11 protein-coding genes are annotated in these 17,153 nt (G+C 39.8%); 5 read left to right on the plus strand and 6 right to left on the minus strand.

Annotated features, from left to right (window positions below; genetic code table 11):
* Positions 1-2: 2 nt before the first annotated feature.
* Positions 3-1,736: a DUF1800 domain-containing protein gene (locus R3E32_20310; protein MEZ4887085.1), complete on the minus strand. Its 1,734-nt coding sequence runs from the start codon at positions 1,734-1,736 to the stop codon at positions 3-5.
* Between the two features lie 327 nt (positions 1,737-2,063).
* On the opposite strand from R3E32_20310, the gene R3E32_20315 reads away from it, so the two are divergent.
* The 3 genes from R3E32_20315 to R3E32_20325 all read left to right on the plus strand — a co-directional run bounded on the left by R3E32_20315 (position 2,064) and on the right by R3E32_20325 (position 7,388).
* The gene (locus R3E32_20315) at positions 2,064-3,245 is read left to right on the plus strand and encodes a hypothetical protein (GenBank protein MEZ4887086.1); all 1,182 of its coding nucleotides are present in this window, start codon (positions 2,064-2,066) and stop codon (positions 3,243-3,245) included.
* 678 nt (positions 3,246-3,923) lie between these two features.
* Positions 3,924-4,382, plus strand: a complete 459-nt coding sequence (locus tag R3E32_20320) for a hypothetical protein (protein MEZ4887087.1) — start codon at positions 3,924-3,926, stop codon at positions 4,380-4,382.
* 186 nt (positions 4,383-4,568) lie between these two features.
* Positions 4,569-7,388, plus strand: a complete 2,820-nt coding sequence (locus R3E32_20325) for a T9SS type A sorting domain-containing protein (GenBank protein ID MEZ4887088.1) — start codon at positions 4,569-4,571, stop codon at positions 7,386-7,388.
* An 84-nt stretch (positions 7,389-7,472) separates the two neighbouring features.
* Here R3E32_20325 and R3E32_20330 read toward each other — a convergent pair whose 3' ends face one another.
* The 4 genes from R3E32_20330 to R3E32_20345 form a co-directional block, all read right to left on the minus strand.
* Positions 7,473-8,738, minus strand: a complete 1,266-nt coding sequence (locus tag R3E32_20330) for a GTP-binding protein (protein ID MEZ4887089.1) — start codon at positions 8,736-8,738, stop codon at positions 7,473-7,475.
* Positions 8,739-8,849: 111 nt separating this feature from the next.
* Positions 8,850-9,755 (minus strand): sulfate adenylyltransferase subunit CysD, encoded by a 906-nt coding sequence (gene cysD / locus R3E32_20335; protein ID MEZ4887090.1) that lies wholly within the window; start codon positions 9,753-9,755, stop codon positions 8,850-8,852.
* Positions 9,756-9,848: 93 nt separating this feature from the next.
* Positions 9,849-10,454 carry an adenylyl-sulfate kinase gene (gene cysC, locus R3E32_20340; GenBank protein MEZ4887091.1) on the minus strand — a complete coding sequence of 202 codons (606 nt, stop codon included), beginning with the start codon at positions 10,452-10,454 and terminating at the stop codon, positions 9,849-9,851.
* Positions 10,455-10,640: 186 nt separating this feature from the next.
* A complete protein-coding gene (locus R3E32_20345) occupies positions 10,641-12,668 on the minus strand; it encodes a M1 family metallopeptidase (GenBank protein MEZ4887092.1) in 2,028 nt (675 codons plus the stop codon).
* Between the two features lie 270 nt (positions 12,669-12,938).
* Here R3E32_20345 and R3E32_20350 point away from each other — a divergent pair, with 270 nt between their 5' ends.
* Together R3E32_20350 and R3E32_20355 are read left to right on the plus strand one after the other, a co-directional pair.
* Positions 12,939-14,108: a helix-turn-helix transcriptional regulator gene (locus tag R3E32_20350; GenBank protein MEZ4887093.1), complete on the plus strand. Its 1,170-nt coding sequence runs from the start codon at positions 12,939-12,941 to the stop codon at positions 14,106-14,108.
* Positions 14,109-14,333: 225 nt separating this feature from the next.
* Positions 14,334-16,301 (plus strand): S41 family peptidase, encoded by a 1,968-nt coding sequence (locus R3E32_20355; GenBank protein ID MEZ4887094.1) that lies wholly within the window; start codon positions 14,334-14,336, stop codon positions 16,299-16,301.
* 97 nt (positions 16,302-16,398) lie between these two features.
* Here R3E32_20355 and R3E32_20360 read toward each other — a convergent pair whose 3' ends face one another.
* Positions 16,399-17,037, minus strand: a complete 639-nt coding sequence (locus R3E32_20360; GenBank protein ID MEZ4887095.1) for a hypothetical protein — start codon at positions 17,035-17,037, stop codon at positions 16,399-16,401.
* Between the last annotated feature and the right edge of the window lie 116 nt (positions 17,038-17,153).

The raw sequence follows: 17,153 nt of genomic DNA on the forward strand, positions 1-17,153 counted from the left end.
ATTTAAGAAAGCTGATACTCAGCCAAGGACAGCATGGTTTGCAATAGATTGCGTAGTTTGGTCAAAACCCCCAAACGCAATGCTTCATCGTCAGGATTCGCCAAATATTCATTGTATTCAACCGTCCATTCATAATCAGGAAGCCCTGGAATCAATACTTCTTTCAGGTAATCATATTGGTCATTGGTCAATTCTTTGGGGAATAAAATACGGGCGGCATCCTTTATTAATTCGTTGGGGTCTCCTGCCGATTCAAACTGAGCGATAAAATTGAAGGGATTGATGATGATTCTATTGTCACCTGCTCCAAGTCCTGTTTGTACCAACAAATCGGTATAGCTGATTCTGTCAGGAAGCGTAACGGAAGTAATCCAAGATTGGTAGTATTGTGGTGTTTGGTAGTAAGCAATCCAACCTGCCACACTTGGAGGATTTAGGATGGTCATTTGGAGGTTTTCGGAAGCGGCTGCGAGAGTTGTCCAGATACGATAGTTGGCAATCAAACCGCCCGCTTCCAAAGGAGGAAGCCCAATGTTGAAGTTTTTAAAGATGCCAATCAAAAAATCAAGGGGATTTTTGATGACGACTCCATAGTTGATGCTGTCAAAAAAGTGTTCGCTTGACAGCAATGCTTCCAATACGGGAGCTACTTCAAAACTATTTTCAATCAACATATCTGCCATTGGATCAATGATATTGGCATACGCTGCTTCGTCAATGACATAATACACAAACCAACGATACAATTTTTCGCTGAGATAGCGTGCCGTTTGTCGTTTGTTGAAAATCATAGTAATTAAATCCTTGTATTCTTCTGCGCCATTTTCTTCAATGATGTAGCTCTCAAAACGGTGTGAAAATTGTTTGTTGCCTTGGGTATGGCGATTTGGAATGAAGTTAACACCAGGGATTCCGTTGTCGGTAACGGCTCTATCTCTCCAGCCAGTCAGCACTTTAGCTGCTGCAATGACATCTTCTTCGGTATAGTAGGTATAATCTCCATTACCGACTAATGGGCCTTTGCCGATGGTAAACAATTCGAATAATTCTCTGGCATAGTTTTCATTGGGTGCGGCTTTTACATTCTCCCTGCCATTGAGGTACTGCAACATGGCTGGAGTAACGGTGATTTCTTCGGCAAGGGTTTTGAAGTTGCCGAGTGCATGGGTTCGCAACAAATCGAGGTAATAGTACCCATATTTAGCATCCAAAACTACCGATAGTTCTGTGACCAAATGGTTGTGCCAAAAAAGGGTCATTTTCTCACGTAGACTGACACCTTGATTCATCATCAGCCCAAACCACCAGTTTTGCAGCGAGCGGCGGCGGTAGTTGTTGACATTTGCAGTGATGGGAGCTGTCACCCAAGTTTCTCCGATAGGCACATTGGGATCGTCAGGGAATTGGTAATTGATAGGAGGAGGAGGTTTTTCTTGTTCTGCAAACAACATTTCGATGGTTTTCTGCAAACCTCTATTTACAGCGGCTTCAATCTCTGTCTTGTTGGTACCAAAAAGACATCTTCGCAGTAAATGTGCTGCTTGCTCATTCCCAAATTCCCCGCTATACGCCTCCAAACCTGCCATAGATCGAGCAGTATTGGGAAGTTGGCTATTGAAGTATTTGTTGTCAGGAGGTGCTACAACTTCTGTACTTTGGGAAGTGGGTATTTTTTCGGAGTGAAAACGCTCCTTTATTGTAGCAAAAGGTTTTGTGAGTAAGTTTCGTCTGTCCATAATGAAATGCTCTTTGTAGGTAATGTAAATTCAATTTGATTGAAGGCAAAGTTATGTTATGAATAAAATTAAACCGAAGAAACTGCTTTCTAATCAGGTGACTTGAAGTTTCAAATCGGGAGTGTACTTGTTGACTATTGGGTAGGTAGCGTAACTTTTCCTTTTTTTTATAGTCAAAATACAAAAAAAACTTTCTAAGTTTTATAGGGTTATTATATATGTTTACCCTAACATAGTTTTTAGACAAATTAATTTTATATTTTATTCCCTAAAAAAATGTTTTTTTTTACAAATTCCCCTACTTTGCTACACTTCAAATCAGCAACCATGAAAAATAAATTGTTATTTACCGCTGCATTGTTCGTTTGTTCATTTGGGTTGTATGCCCAAGATGCTACAACTCCTTCGGTATGGGTTTTTGAAGGTGTGATAAATAAGGACATCCCTATTACCATGATTTTGGAAAGGAGTGGAGAGGAGATTTTTGGCAATTATTACTACAATAAATATAAAAAACTTGTTGGACTTCAAGGAACTGTACGGAAAGATGGTAGTTTTGAGTTGCTGGAATCTATCAATGAAGACATGTCGGGAGAGGCAGGGTATGTATTTGACGAATGGAAGCAGTCGGGCATTTTTTCAGGAAGATATGTTGGAAGTACGAGACTGGTAGGTACTTGGCGAAACCGAATCAAGGTTGGAAATCAATTTAAGGATGGCTCAAAATCTTATCCTTTCTCTTTACAGCGCCGCAGTAAAATCCAATACAGTCCGATAGATTTGAAAAAAAAGCTTTTGTCTTTTGATTCCAATATCGAACTTCAGTTTTTTCTATTTGAACACCTTGATTTTTTGGATTGGGAGAATCTGTATTATGGTGATGATGTGATGACTTCTGCAAGTGAATTGAGCAGAGAAGCTATTAATGTGGATGTCTATTACAAAAATTTGTTTGGTAGTACCACAGAGGAAGCCGTTGTTCAGATTCGCTTTGATGATTGGGTGTATTACCTCACCACCTATTTTTTGAAGGACAAACGTTGGCAAAAACTGCCTGGGTATGTGCATTTTGCGAAATCTGCTACTGCCGAAGAGCCCTGTGCATGGGACAAACCTGGTAATGATTATTTTCACTTCTTTTTTGAAGAAGCACTCGCCCCCAACGAATTTGTAGTCGTCGGGCGAACTTATGGTGGTTATTGTGCGGGAGTTACTCGTGGAAATGACATCAATTTTTATATTTGGCAAATTACACCATCAGGGATAGAAGAATTGTATCAAGACACTGAAAATAGCTACTGGTACGAATCCCCTAGTCCTTATCCGAGTGAAATGCCTATTTACAACAACTTTGTTTTTGTAGAAGGAGAAGTCAAAACCTTTCCAAAACGTTTGCGAAAAATTGCCAGTGTATATGAAACAGGAAGAGAAGGTAGTGGCGAAGGGTATGAAACTTATGAAGTAGTAGATGAAAAAGTAGAGTATGTAGATTTGACTCATATAAAATAAAAAAAAAGACCATTTTCCTCAAAACAGAAAATGATCTTTTATACACAATTTGGCACTCTCTCGGGTTTCTCTCGAAACCAGAAATTTTTTCATGGCTTGTTAATTTCACAATTTCATTTTTCTCAGATAGTTTTTAGTGTTTTGTTGTAATGCTTGAAAATATTAATAGATTTTTATTGGATAAAAAAAAATATTTATTTCAAACTCTTTCATGAAAATAAATTTCCTTCAAATGGCTCAAAGTTTCTATGGGAAATAAATATTGTCTGTTTCACAATTCATTTTTTGTATTCTTAAGACAATAATGTAATTTCAAATATGATGCCAAGAAAAAGTAAAAACACTTTTGGGGAATCAAAAATGAAACCTACCACAAAAATTATCGTACAGAATTGGTTTAATACAAAAATGTCCATAGCTTATTGATAAGAAATAAATTAGATTCCTATTGCTTATTCAAAACAAGAGCGAAGGGTTATTGGTAAGTGCCTGAAAATCAGGATTAGCAAAAAAAATCTTGAATAAAATTTTAAATTTTTTAAAAAAAAAATAGCTTTCAAAGGAATAAAAGTGATTAATAAAGAGTCTAAAGGTCGTATATTGTAAAGGCATGAAGTTTCTACTTTATCCTATACCAAACATTTTAATCTTATTTTATACATTTAAACAATTAAATCGATGAAAATCAATCTTTTGAAATTAATGATGCTGTTTGCAGCAACTCTTCTATTCTCTGCAACTACGGTATCTGCTCAAAATGCTGTATCACAAAAACCAAAAGCAGCAAAAGTTTCTCAGGAACAATTGACTCCAGAACAAAAGGCGGCTAAAAAAACAAAGATGCTGACTGAAAAATTGGGGTTGAATGAAGAACAATCTACAGCCATCTCTGCCATCAGTTTAAAGTACATCAATGAAATGGATGCACTTCGTGCAGAACAATCTGAAGATCGTACGAAAAAAATGGAAGCGGTGAAGGCTCTTAAAAAACAAGAAAAAGAAGAAATCACCGCACAACTGACCGAAGAGCAAGCTGCAAAATTAGCTGAAATGGAAGCAAAACGTCAAGAACGTATGCAATCACGCAAAGGAGGTGCACAAAAAGGTGTAAAACGTGCTCCTGCAAAGAAAAACTAGTCCTTATCTAATATAACTAAATTTTGAAGAGCCTTCAAGAATCATACAAATTCTTGAAGGCTTTTTTTATCCCCCAAAAGGTCATCTAATTGGTATTTGTCAAAGATATTTTTCTTCGTCTTTTCACAGTAAATCATATTTTTGTAAATTGGCAATAAATTAAACATCAACCTTCAATTACTTCCTATGAAATCAAAATATACACTTCTCAGTATTTCATTCCTTTCCCTAACTGCAATCATTTATTACGCCCTCACAAACCCCATTCTTCAAAAAGAAAAACCTACACAAAGCATTGAAGAATTGTTTGCAGCAGGTTTGGCAAACAGCCTACCCGACCGCCCAAATGCACGGGCAGAATGGGAATTGAATCGTTTGAAAAGCCCTATTTCTGGTACAATTCCCTCAGATATGCGGGGGAGAGAACAAGGTTTTTTGAAGCAATTGAAGGCGAAACAAGCTGCAAAAACACAAAAAAGCTCCGTAGAAGATTTGGAGTGGGTGGCGAGAGGGCCCTTCAATATCAGTGGACGCACAAGGGCCTTTGCGATGGATGTGACTGATGAAAACATTCTTTTTGCAGGAAGCGTATCGGGAGGACTTTGGCGCAGTACCGACCAAGGTTTGACATGGACACAGATAGACATTGGCAACGCACCGCCCAATGTAAGCTGCATTATTCAGGACCCACGAGAAGGACAAGAACATGTATGGTATTTTGGCACTGGAGAAGGAGCAGGACAATCCCCTTCTGATGGAGGTGCATTTTATACAGGCAATGGTTTGTATAAATCTCAAGATAACGGAATGACTTGGCAATCAGTGGAATCAACAGCGAGCGAATCTCCCCAGGTTTTTGAAGACTACTGGGACATTACTTGGCGAATTGTCGTCAATCCCATGAATGGAGACATATTGGTCGCCACTTTTGGTGGTATCTATCGCAGTACAGATGGTGGCGCAACTTGGCGCAGTGAAATCGGACACAATGTAGGCAATGCGCCTGATGCAGAAATTGCCATGACCACAACAGGTGTTGCCTATGCTACGTTGCATCAAAACGACGGCGACCGTGGGATTTGGCGGTCAGAAGATGGCGACAATTGGACGAGAATCACTCCAGCTAATTTCCCCACCAACTATTCACGAATCGCCATTGGTATCAACCCCTCCAATGAAAACGAAGTGTATTTTTTGGCAGCCGATACCGATGGATTTGGGCATCAAGGCTTCAACTTTCGCAACGATGCAGAGTGGAGTAGTTTGTGGAAATATACCTATATCAGCGGCAATGGAACAGGAATCGGTGCACAATGGGAAGACCGTTCTGCCAATTTGCCGATTGGCCCGCATCCTTTCGATGATTTCATTTCTCAAAATGGCTATGACTTATATGTGCGGGTGAAACCAGACGATCCAAATGTTGTGTTCATTGGAGGAACCAACATTTACCGCTCCAATGATGCCTTCACTTCGCCCGACAATACAACTTTCGTGGCAGGCTACAAAGAAGATACCGAACTGCCTCTCTTTGAACTCTACAAAGGACACCATCCAGACCAACACGAAATGTTTTTCTTGCCCTCTAATCCCAACATTGCTTTCACGGGTTCAGATGGAGGCCTTCACCGCACTGATGATGTGATGGCAGAAACCGTGGTGTGGAATTCATTGAACAATGGTTATTTAGCAACCCAATTTTATACGGTAGCTTTTCCTCGACACAACACTAGCCCGATTTTGATTGGAGGTTTGCAGGATAATGGAACACACTTTACACCCAGCGCAGACCCCGAATATCCTTGGAAGATTTCCTTCAATTATGACGGTAGTTTTTGTGCCATTCCAGACAATGAGGATGTCTATTATATGGCAACGAATGGTGGTATGATTGTCAAATTGACGGTCGACGAAGTGGGGAATATGACAAGCTATTCACGCATTGACCCCATAGGCGCAGATAGAGATAATTATTTGTTCATCAACCCCTTCACAATGGACTTGGCCAACAATGATATTTTGTATATGCCAGAAGGCTCGTTTTTGTGGCGAAACGATGCCCTTTCAAGCCTTCCGCTTTTCGACCCTTCCTTGAACGTGTTTTTTCCGACAAACGTAGGGTGGACAAAATTTTCGGATGATTTGGTAGATGAAAATTTAATCATTACAGCACTTGCCACCAGTACAGAAAACCCTGCTCACCGATTGTATATTGGTACAAACCAGCGAAATGTCTATCGTTTGGATGATGCAAATACGGGTAATCCTGCAATGGTAAACATCACAGGTGCTAATTTTCCGAATGCAGCGGGTTATGCGAGTTGCATTGCAGTCGACCCAAGAGATGCAGACAAAGTATTTGTGGTTTTTTCCAACTATGAGATTTACAGTCTGTATTATTCCATCAATGGCGGCACAAGTTGGACAACCGTAGCGGGCAATTTGGAGGAAAACAACAATGGTTCGGGCAGTGGGCCATCGCTTCGATGGTTGAGTATTTTGCCTGTTGACGGACAAGCAGATAGCACAGCCTACTTTTTAGGAACAAGTGTTGGCTTGTTTCATACTTCCGAAATCAATGGTGTGGCGACTCAATGGGATTTTGTGGAAGGGGTTGGCAATGTGGTGATTGAAATGGTGGAAAGCCGAGAATTGGACAACATGGTGGCAGTTGCTACGCACGGCAATGGAATGTTTACCGCCAATACGCCCAAAGGTGGGGTGAACATTGAAGAAACGCCTTTTGAAGCCTTGGCCAACCTTCAAACCTATCCAAATCCTACCAGTGATTTCCTAACTATCCAGTTTGAACTGCAACAATCGGCTCTGACCAAATTGGCGATTTACGACCTTGCGGGTAAAAAACTGCAAACGGTTGTGAATGAGACGCTACAATTGGGCAAGCATCAGCAAAGAGTTGAAGTGGGTGACTTGCCTGCGGGAATGTATGTTTGTCGATTGAAGGTTGGAGGAGAGATGGTTTCAAAGACTTTTGTGGTCAAGTAGAACAAGTGAAAATAAAAAAGCCCCCAAATCAGATTATTTGGGGGCTTTTCTCAATAATTTTGACACTCAAAAGCGTTGAAATCATCAAATAATCATCCCCGCAGCTACGGTTTCATTCGTACCTTCATCAATTAAAATCAAACTACCTGTCATGCGATTTCGGCGATACGTATCGTAGAAAAGTGGTTTGGTGGTGCGAATTTGGATGCGGGCAATATCGTTCATGCCAATGTCTTTGATTTCTTCCATTCGGTGCAAGTTATTGATATTTAATTTGTAGCGAATATCTTTTACAATACATCGGACATCTCTTGTGGTGTGTTTGACGGCATATTTACCGTTTAGCGTCAATTTTTGTCGGCCCAACCAACAAATCATCAGTTCTATATCCTGCCCCACTTTCGGAATATTGTTGGGGCGAATAATCATATCGCCACGGCTAATATCTATATCGTCTGCAATCTGAATAGCCACAGACATGGGCGCATAGGCTTCCTCTATCGAGCCGTCAAGTGTATCAATCGAGGTAATGGTAGAGGTGAAACCCGAAGGCAAAACCATCACCTCATCACCTGGCTTCAATACGCCTCCTGCAACTCGTCCTGCATATCCTCGGTAATCGTGAAAATCGTCAGTATTGGGGCGAATCACATACTGCACTGGGAAACGAACATCTATCCGATTCCAGTCACTCGAAATATGCACATTCTCCAGCAAATACATCAAGGTAGGACCCTCGTACCACGGCATATTTTTGGAGCGTGTTACCACATTGTCTCCCAATAAAGCACTAATGGGTAAGTAGCTTACATCAGAAGTTTGCAACTTAGAGGTAAAGTCTTCAAACTGTTCTTTGATTTCTTCAAATTTCCCTTGCTCAAAATCCACTAAATCCATTTTGTTGATACACACTACAATGTGTGGGATTCGCAACAAAGAAGCAATAAACAGATGGCGGCGGCTTTGCTCAATCATGCCTTTTCGAGCATCCACCAACACGATTGCCAAATGAGAGGTAGAAGCACCTGTCACCATATTTCGGGTATATTGAATGTGACCAGGCGTATCGGCAATGATGAATTTTCGCTTTGGTGTAGAAAAATAGCGATAGGCGACATCAATGGTAATCCCTTGTTCCCGTTCTGCCTTCAATCCGTCAGTTAACAATGCCAAATTTACCCCTTCTTCTCCACGTCTTTGACTTGCTTGGGCAACGGCTTCCATTTGGTCTTCAAAGATGGATTTGCTATCATAGAGCAATCGCCCAATCAGTGTACTTTTTCCGTCATCTACGCTGCCTGCTGTGCTGAACCGCAGCAAGTCCATATCTAAGTATCCTTTGGAATTCATTTTCTATTGATTCTTTGGTTATTATTTTTTTGATGCTATTGATACGCTCAATTTTGTCGGTACATCAGATGAAAAGGTTCTCATTACCGCCTGATTATCTTCAAAGTGTCACTAAAAATACCCTTCTTTCTTCCTATCCTCCATTGAAGTTTCCGAGCGTTTATCGTCTGCACGTCCACCACGTTCAGTCATACGGGTAGCAGCTACTTCGTCAATGATTTTCTCCAATGTATCTGCATCCGAAAGACTTGCACCTGTACTCGTCATATCGCCAATTGTTCTAAAACGCACCCTCATATCCTTCACTTCTTCTCCTTCAATTTCAGGCAAAACATCTGATTTGTAGAGGATAATGCCATTTCTGACCACACAAGAACGGGTATGCGAAAAGTACAAAGAAGGAATGTCAATGTTTTCGTGGAGAATGTACTGCCAAATATCCATTTCTGTCCAGTTGCTTAACGGAAACACACGGAAATGTTCGCCCATACGTTTTCTGCCATTGAAAATATTCCAGAGTTCAGGGCGTTGATTTTTGGGGTCCCATTGTCCAAAATCATCTCGGTGAGAGAAAAAACGCTCTTTTGCTCTTGCTTTTTCCTCGTCACGTCTTGCACCGCCCAAAGCTGCATCAAACTGGTGTTTTTCGAGTGCTTCCAGTAAAGTTGTGGTTTGCAGGCGAATACGGCTGGCATTCACCCCTTTTTCCTCTACTGCTGTTCCTTCATTAATCGAGTCTTGTACGTGACCAACGATTAACCTCAGTCCCAATTTTTCGATTAATTCATCTCGAAAAGCAATGGTTTCAGGAAAATTGTGTCCTGTATCAACGTGTAATAAAGGGAAAGGTAATTTTGCAGGATAGAAGGCTTTGCGAGCGAGGTGTAGCATCGTAATCGAATCTTTACCGCCTGAAAACATCAATACAGGATTCTCAAACTGTGCTGCTACTTCTCGAATGACATAAATCCCTTCTGCTTCTAATTCTTTTAAGTGACTTAAATTATAGGAAATCATTGATTTATTGTTGGATTGTTAAATTGTTGAATAGCTATATTGTTGAACTGTTGGCATGTTTATTACAGCACAATCATGTAACCACGCATCAATTCAACCATTAATAGATATTTTATCTTGAATGTAATCAAAAACTTGCGTAACCGCTTCTTCAATGGTTGTTTGGTCTGTTCTTATTTCGAGCCCGTTTTCGGGGGCTTCAAATGGGGCATCAATTCCTGTGAAGTTTTTAATTTGCCCTGCTCTTGCTTTTTTGTAAAGCCCTTTGACATCTCTTTCCTCACAGACTGCCAAAGGAGCATTGATGTAAACCTCCAAAAAATCGGTTGATCCAACAATGTCTTTTGCCTGTTGACGAATCGCTTTGGTAGGGCTTACAAAACTGCAAATCGTAATGACCCCACACTCCAAAAACAACTTCGCAACCTCCCCAATTCGGCGAATATTTTCGGTTCTGTCTTCCTCCGAAAACCCCAAATTGTTGTTGATACCCATGCGAATATTGTCGCCATCCAGTACTTTGGTCAAATAGCCTTTTTGGTGCAAAAGCTGCTCTAAACCTTGAGCAATCGTACTTTTACCAGAACCCGAAAGTCCTGTCATCCACAGCACTATTGCTTTTTGCTTCAATAGATTTTCTTTATCACTGCGTTGAAGCAGTTGATCGAATATTGGGTGAATGTTCTCGTTTTTTTTCATGTAGGTTAAAATTGAAGCCGCAAAGATACACTGAATTCAATAAAACGGAAATTTGGTATATGGGTCATACTGCATCTTCAATAAAGGAATTGAGAAATGTTAGGTATCGTTTTACAGCCAACGATTTAAAATTTGAAAAGGTGGTAGGTTATTGAAGTGAATGGTATTGAGGATTTTAATCAGCTTTTATACCAAACTCACCAAAAGTTGCATGATATTTTGCATCCAAAATAATGCCTTAGTTGACCATTTCAATAGGGGAGAGGTATCTTGCTGCAAAGTTAGACTATTGTTGAGGTAGTTCGCATCCATTGCAGTCTTGTATTTGGGGTCAATATGTGCGGATATGATTTGCTTTGGACTGGTGTAAGTGAGTTGGTGAAAACGGGCTTCTCCATCCCACTGCTCCAAAATTTCGCTGCCATCGTCAAAGCGCACCAAAATTTCGGTAGGAAGGCGAATCTCTCCCAAACGGTACAAATTGACTGTGCTATAATATTGAAGAGGTTCATTTTGTAGCATTTGTTGTTGGTCGGCTTCATCGAAGTAGTTTTTCTGGCCATTTTCGCTATCAAACAAACCAATTGGAGGTTTGACCAAATTATTATGGATTGCAGCTACTTTGTAATCACACATATCGGAACCGTACAATACCTGCTCGAAAAACCAATCCATGCCATTCGGAAAATCGTTGGGATGGTTTTCACACACAATTTCATTGACTACTGCAATAAAATCTTTTCCGGATGGATGTCTAAATTTCCAACGGTTGAAGTAGGTTTTCATGATTTCAGTCATCGTCTGTTCTCCCACCATTCCCTCTAATGTTTGCAGCCAAGTGACGGGTTTGGAGTAGCTCAATTCTTTCACTTCATCCACAGGCGGAAACTGCCACGGTTTGACTGCTGTTTTCGAGATTTTTGGATTGTCCATGTTTAGATACCTCGCTCGGCTCATTTCCAAGTCGCCACTTCGATAGCCAAATAGGTTTACCACAGAGGTTTTGTCACCGTAAGTTGCATCCATGATTCGGCTTTCGTAGTACGATACCAAACCTTCATCCAACCATGCTTCTTCTGCTTCGTGTGATGCCACCATCTGCATAAAATATTGATGAACATATTCATGTACGGTCAAAATTTCGGGGGTGCGGATGCCTTCGGGTAAACCGTAAACCGAAGGAACGGTAATCAAGGTGGGGTATTCCATTGCAGAAGAACGCAAACCTTCAACAGGTGGGCAAACGATGGTGAGATTGGGATAGGGGTACAATCCTACGTTGTCATTCATGTAGGTAATTGCCGCTTTTGCAGCTTTCAAAAAGCGGTCTTTGTTGATAAGGTGTTCGGGTTGAAGCATTAAGCGAATGTCGACACCTTCCCATGTTTCGCTCGTTTCGGTGAAACAGGGGGAGGCTGTCCATGCAAAATCTATCACATCTTCGGCTCGGTAATAGACAGTTCGAGTGCCATCATCATTCATTTTTTCTTCCTGCAAAACACCTGATGCCCCTACCACCAGATCTTGTGGTGTGGTAATCTTGACATCATAGACTCCAAAATCGGCGTAAAATTCAGACCGTGCGTGAAATTGATGACAATTCCATTTTCCTTCTGTGGCATAGCGCATCCCTGTGGGTTCATACACGCCAAATTTTGGAAACCACTGAACTGCCAACAAATAGCCGTCTTTGCAATAACCCACTCGTGCCATGATTTTTGGCAGCTTGGCTTCAAACTTCAAGGTCGCTTCAATGGTGCTGTCGGGCAAAATGGGATAGGGTAGGGGAATCCGCAAAACGGTTTGGTCGTTTTTGTTCCCATCATCGAGTTGTATGTAGTCCATTTTGGGAGCAAGTTCGAGGCTGTCACCCATCAAAAAAGAGGGTACGTCCACCCATCCCCAGTATTCTTCTTTCACATCTTTGATGTTGTTTCCCAGTACATTGCCGCCTGCTTCAACCATAAAAGTGGAAGCTGTATTTTTGAAGGCATTGAGATAGGTGTGCATTTGCAGTTCTCTAATTGTATCCTTAGAGGTATTTTTCCAAGTGAGTTTTTCGATACCGTGTAGCATTTTGGTTTCGGTATCGAGTGTAACGTCTATGTCGTAGTTGGCAATGCGTGGACTCAATGGAGGGTCAAAAGTTGGTGTTTGGGCATTGAGCCAAATGGCAGAAAATAGGAGTAGGGTTATATATTGGAGGTGTTTCATTGAATACTGTTGATTAGGTCAAAAATACAACAATTCAAACAAAAGTTTAGTTGCCCACATCCAAGCCTCTAATTTGCCTTAGTAAAACTTGAACATTGTAATTCCACCGAGGCATAAAAATGCCATTACAGCCAAAATTCGCTGTTTTTGAGTCATGGTTACACAAGTTTAGTAAAAGGAAATATGTATGGTAGGTAAAATTATTTCTATATTTTTTAAACACAAATCGCTTATTTTTATTGTAGCAATGATACAATCAATGTGCTATTAATGCTATTACTGACTTTCCCTAACTTCAATATATACAGCACCTCTCTGCTTTTTTTGGTATTGCAGGGATTCCTATTTGCTTTTTTGCTACTCAGACGGTACGTTCAAAAACGACATTTGGCAGATTTATTCTTGGCTTTGTTGTTGATAATCACAGGTTATAGGCGAACTTCTTACATCATTGGATTCATGGAGTGGTACGATACTTTTCGCAACACCAAAATCAATTACCTGCTTTTTGATGTCACCTTTATCCTTGGGCCACTGATTTTTTTCTATGTCAAAAGTCTCACCAAAGTCCGTTTTAGTTTTCGGCGTGTAGATTGGATTCATTTTGTACCTGTCATCTTGTATGTTTGTTATGAAATTTGTATGTGGATATATGATGCCATGCAGCCCGATTTTCATCTCTCTCAAAACGGTTATTGGGTGGAAAATATAGATTCGGTATATGTTGCCCCTTTTGCAGTTTTGTTGGGTTTTGCTTCTCAATTGCTCTACTATGCCTTTGCAGTGCAAGCCTATTGGCACTATCGAGAGCGCATTAAGCAGCATTTTTCCAATACCTATCAAGTAGAACTCAATTGGATTCGGAATTTTTTAACCGCCTATATTGTATTATTTGCTTTCCAGTTTATCATTAATGTCATTGACCATCAGATTGTCGCTTTGCATTGGAAACAAAATTGGTGGGGACATTTGGCAGGAGCTTTGGTGATGTTGTATGTTGGTACCAAAGGATATTTCACGGACCTATCCAAACTTTACCAACTCACTTTTGGCATTAAAAAGGAGGAAATCATCGAAACAGACGCAGACTTTCAGAAATTGGAACAGCAAAAAACTGAACTGTTGGAATATCTCGAAACCGAAAAACCATACCTCAATCCTGAATTGACGTTGGCAGAATTGGCACGTAAAATGAAAACAACTACCTCCAATTTATCGAAAGTCATCAATACAGGTTTCGACAAAAACTTCAAAGATTTTATCAATGAATACCGAGTCGAAGCGGTCAAAGAAAGATTGAAAAATGGAGATACCGAACAGTTCACTCTTTTGGCAATTGCGTTTGATTCTGGCTTCAACAGCAAGGCGACTTTCAATCGGACATTTAAGAAATTTACGGATGTTACTCCAAGTCAGTATTTGGAAAACACGAGCAGTTAAATATTGTCAGGTGAACGAAAAAAAACATTTTGACTCCATATTACCCCAAAAATACCAGAATCATCTCCTATAATGAGGCTCAAAACATCGTTTTGATACGTATTACCTCGTTTTGCAGCGATTGAAGGACAGATTTGCAGCAGATTTGCAGCATGAATGGAAACAAGCCTATTTCCATTTTTGAATGCAAATTATATTTTTCAAATCAATAAAATCCTTTATCAAATGAAAATTTCTATTCTTTTGTCTTTCGTTTTTTTACTTCTATTTTCTCCTTTTTCGCTGCAAAGCCAAACAAAAATTGCAGCCAATGACCTTCAAAAAGATTTCCAAATTCTTGAGCAAGCCTTGAAGGAATTGCACCCTGGATTGTACCGCTACAATGACAAATCGACCATTGAAGGCTACTTCAATGATCTCCAAAAAGAACTGCAAACGGATAAAACATTGCAGGAATCGTACTTGATTTTCTCACAATTTTTGGCCAAAATTCAATGTGGACATACTTTTTGCAATTTTTGGAACCAACCGAAAGAGGTCAATGAGGCAATTTTTATGAAAGCTGACAAAGTGCCGTTTACTTTCCGATTGATTGATAGGAGAATGATAGTGGTGAAAGATGCAACAAAAACCGAACAACTGCCGATGGGTACAGAAATTTTGAAAATCAATAATATTGAAGTAGCTACAATCGTGGATAGTCTTTTGACAGTCGTGAAAACGGATGGCGACAATGTGGGCAGTCAATTGGAAAATATGCAATTGTCGGGTACTGGCGAATTTGAAGACTTTGATGTGTTTTTTTCGCTATTTTTCCCACCCCAAAACGGCAAATTTGAAGTAAAAGCAATGGATTTGCAGGCAAACAAGGCATTTGAATTAAGCTTAAATGCGGTGAGTCGAGGGCAGCGTTTTGAAGTTTTGGAGAAACGATATGGCAAACAGGCAAGTAGCTATGATGATATGTGGAGTTTTGAAATATGGAATAAACAAACTGCTTATTTACAGTTGGGTACGTTTGTGACGTGGAAAATGGAAATGAACTGGAAGCAGTTTTTGAAGGATGCTTTTGTAGAGATTCATGCCAAAAATATACCGAATTTGGTAATTGACATTCGTGGAAATGCGGGAGGAATGGACGATGTGACCCGTATGGTAGCAGATTTTTTGCTGACCAAAGACATTACCCTATCAGCGAGTCGTTCTCTACTGACATACGAAAAAGTGCCTGAAAACCTTAATGGTTATCTTTCTACTTGGGATGATAAATTTCGAGATAGAACGGGTAAGTTGAAGTCAGTAGAAGGAGGTTTTTATACTTTCAAAAAGGCAACAGGTGAACCTGAAACCATAAAAGCCAATAAAAATGCTTATGGTGGAAAAACCTACCTCATCGTCAATGCTGCCAATAGCTCTGCGACTTTTTTTATGGCTAAATACTTCAAACAGCACGGTTTGGCAACCTTGGTTGGTCAAGAAACGGGCGGTAATCGAAAAGGAACAACGGGCGGAAATATGTTCTTTTTGCAGTTGCCACACTCCAAAATTGAGATAGACATTCCTTTGATTGGTGATTATCCCTTAGGTGAGCAACCCAATGAAGGAATACAACCTGATGTATTGGTGCGGCCAAATGTGGAGGATGTGGTAAACGGTGTGGATACGGAATTGGAGGTAGTGAAAAAACTCATTGTAACAAATGGTTCTGAAACGGAGCTTAAGTCTAAAACTACTACTCAATACAAATTAAATGGAGATGAATTGGATGTTTTAGAGGGAAAATGGACTGGTAAACTGACCTACCTCAACTTCGGTGATGATAAAACTGTGGTGGATGTTCCCGGTACTTTTGAGGTAGAAAAGGTGAATGGCAAATTCAATACCCTTATTACTTATGATGAATTGGATAAGGAAGGTAAACCGATGATAGCAGAGAATGTTTTTGGCATCAAAAAAGGTGGTAAGGTATTGCAATTGAATGGTGAATGGAATATTGTAAAAATCGAAAAAACGGAAGGTGAATTGTTGATTGTAGGCGAAAGAAAAGGAAAAGACAACCTTAAAAAAGCAGACCTCCGATTGACGGTTCGACTTCAAAATGGGCAAAAGGCAAGTTGGAAAAAGGAGGCACGATATGTGGGAATGAAGGATTATTTTATGCGTAATATTTTTAGTTTTGAGCGGGTTGAATAAAAAAGAAGAATGATTTGGAATTTGGATGTATTAGGCTTTTGAAGCGATTCTTAGAAAATCAATTATCTGATAATTAATGTTTTATTAAAAAAGACCTTCAAAAGCCTTCAGCCTTTTCCTTCAAATGAATTTCTCCTACATTATCAATCCAGTAATTCCTCAAACTTTTGTGTTCAGTATCAACTATTTCAACCTCTAAATATTTGATCAATTTACCTCCAAAAAATTCGCTATCTCGGTTGCTCCACTTGGCAAATGTTACCTTTGAAATCAACTCTCCATTCAGTTTATGTGTTCTCCACTCAAATATATAATGCCTGTTCCAATTGCCATACTCCCTGATATTCAGTTCGAGTAGTACAAAATTTTCGGTTACAATTCGACCATAAGTGAAATATTCCTTCTGACAAATCAAATTATCCAAACCTGGTTCACAATAGTTATGGAGTAAATCTTTGAATTCTTCTTTTGGGAGTATTTTTTGAAGGCTTTCCCTTTCTATTGAAATGACATTGGTACTTTCAGTGAGGTGAAGGATTGAATTGTAGTTTCTTACATCGCTGCTTACATTTGTTTCTATTGGGAGTGTTTCGTGATTATCAAATAGTGAAATTTTAGGCGATGTAATATGATACAGGTCGGAAAAGTTTGAGGCAGCTGAATTTTGAATGGAAATAGGGCTTCCATTGCAACCTATGAGGATAATCATTACCAAAAATAGGAAATAGGTTTTCATGGATTACAGCATTTTATTCTAATGATTTAAAGGTTCTTTGACAAAATCTGTGATTTGAGACTTCGGAAGTTTGCTGATTTTTTAAGCAGCAAACTATTTCGCTAAAAATGAAACTT

The sequence above is a fragment of the Chitinophagales bacterium genome, assembly GCA_041392475.1.
Lineage (GTDB): Bacteria > Bacteroidota > Bacteroidia > Chitinophagales > UBA2359 > JAUHXA01.

Bases quoted from the DNA above. Each gene is read 5' to 3' on its own strand.
- R3E32_20310 (MEZ4887085.1), bottom strand. From the start codon at position 1,736: ATGGACAGACGAAACTTACTCACAAAACCTTTTGCTACAATAAAGGAG.
- R3E32_20315 (MEZ4887086.1), top strand. From the start codon at position 2,064: ATGAAAAATAAATTGTTATTTACCGCTGCATTGTTCGTTTGTTCATTT.
- R3E32_20320 (MEZ4887087.1), top strand. From the start codon at position 3,924: ATGAAAATCAATCTTTTGAAATTAATGATGCTGTTTGCAGCAACTCTT.
- R3E32_20325 (MEZ4887088.1), top strand. From the start codon at position 4,569: ATGAAATCAAAATATACACTTCTCAGTATTTCATTCCTTTCCCTAACT.
- R3E32_20330 (MEZ4887089.1), bottom strand. From the start codon at position 8,738: ATGAATTCCAAAGGATACTTAGATATGGACTTGCTGCGGTTCAGCACA.
- cysD (MEZ4887090.1), bottom strand. From the start codon at position 9,755: ATGATTTCCTATAATTTAAGTCACTTAAAAGAATTAGAAGCAGAAGGG.
- cysC (MEZ4887091.1), bottom strand. From the start codon at position 10,454: ATGAAAAAAAACGAGAACATTCACCCAATATTCGATCAACTGCTTCAA.
- R3E32_20345 (MEZ4887092.1), bottom strand. From the start codon at position 12,668: ATGAAACACCTCCAATATATAACCCTACTCCTATTTTCTGCCATTTGG.
- R3E32_20350 (MEZ4887093.1), top strand. From the start codon at position 12,939: ATGCTATTACTGACTTTCCCTAACTTCAATATATACAGCACCTCTCTG.
- R3E32_20355 (MEZ4887094.1), top strand. From the start codon at position 14,334: ATGAAAATTTCTATTCTTTTGTCTTTCGTTTTTTTACTTCTATTTTCT.
- R3E32_20360 (MEZ4887095.1), bottom strand. From the start codon at position 17,037: ATGAAAACCTATTTCCTATTTTTGGTAATGATTATCCTCATAGGTTGC.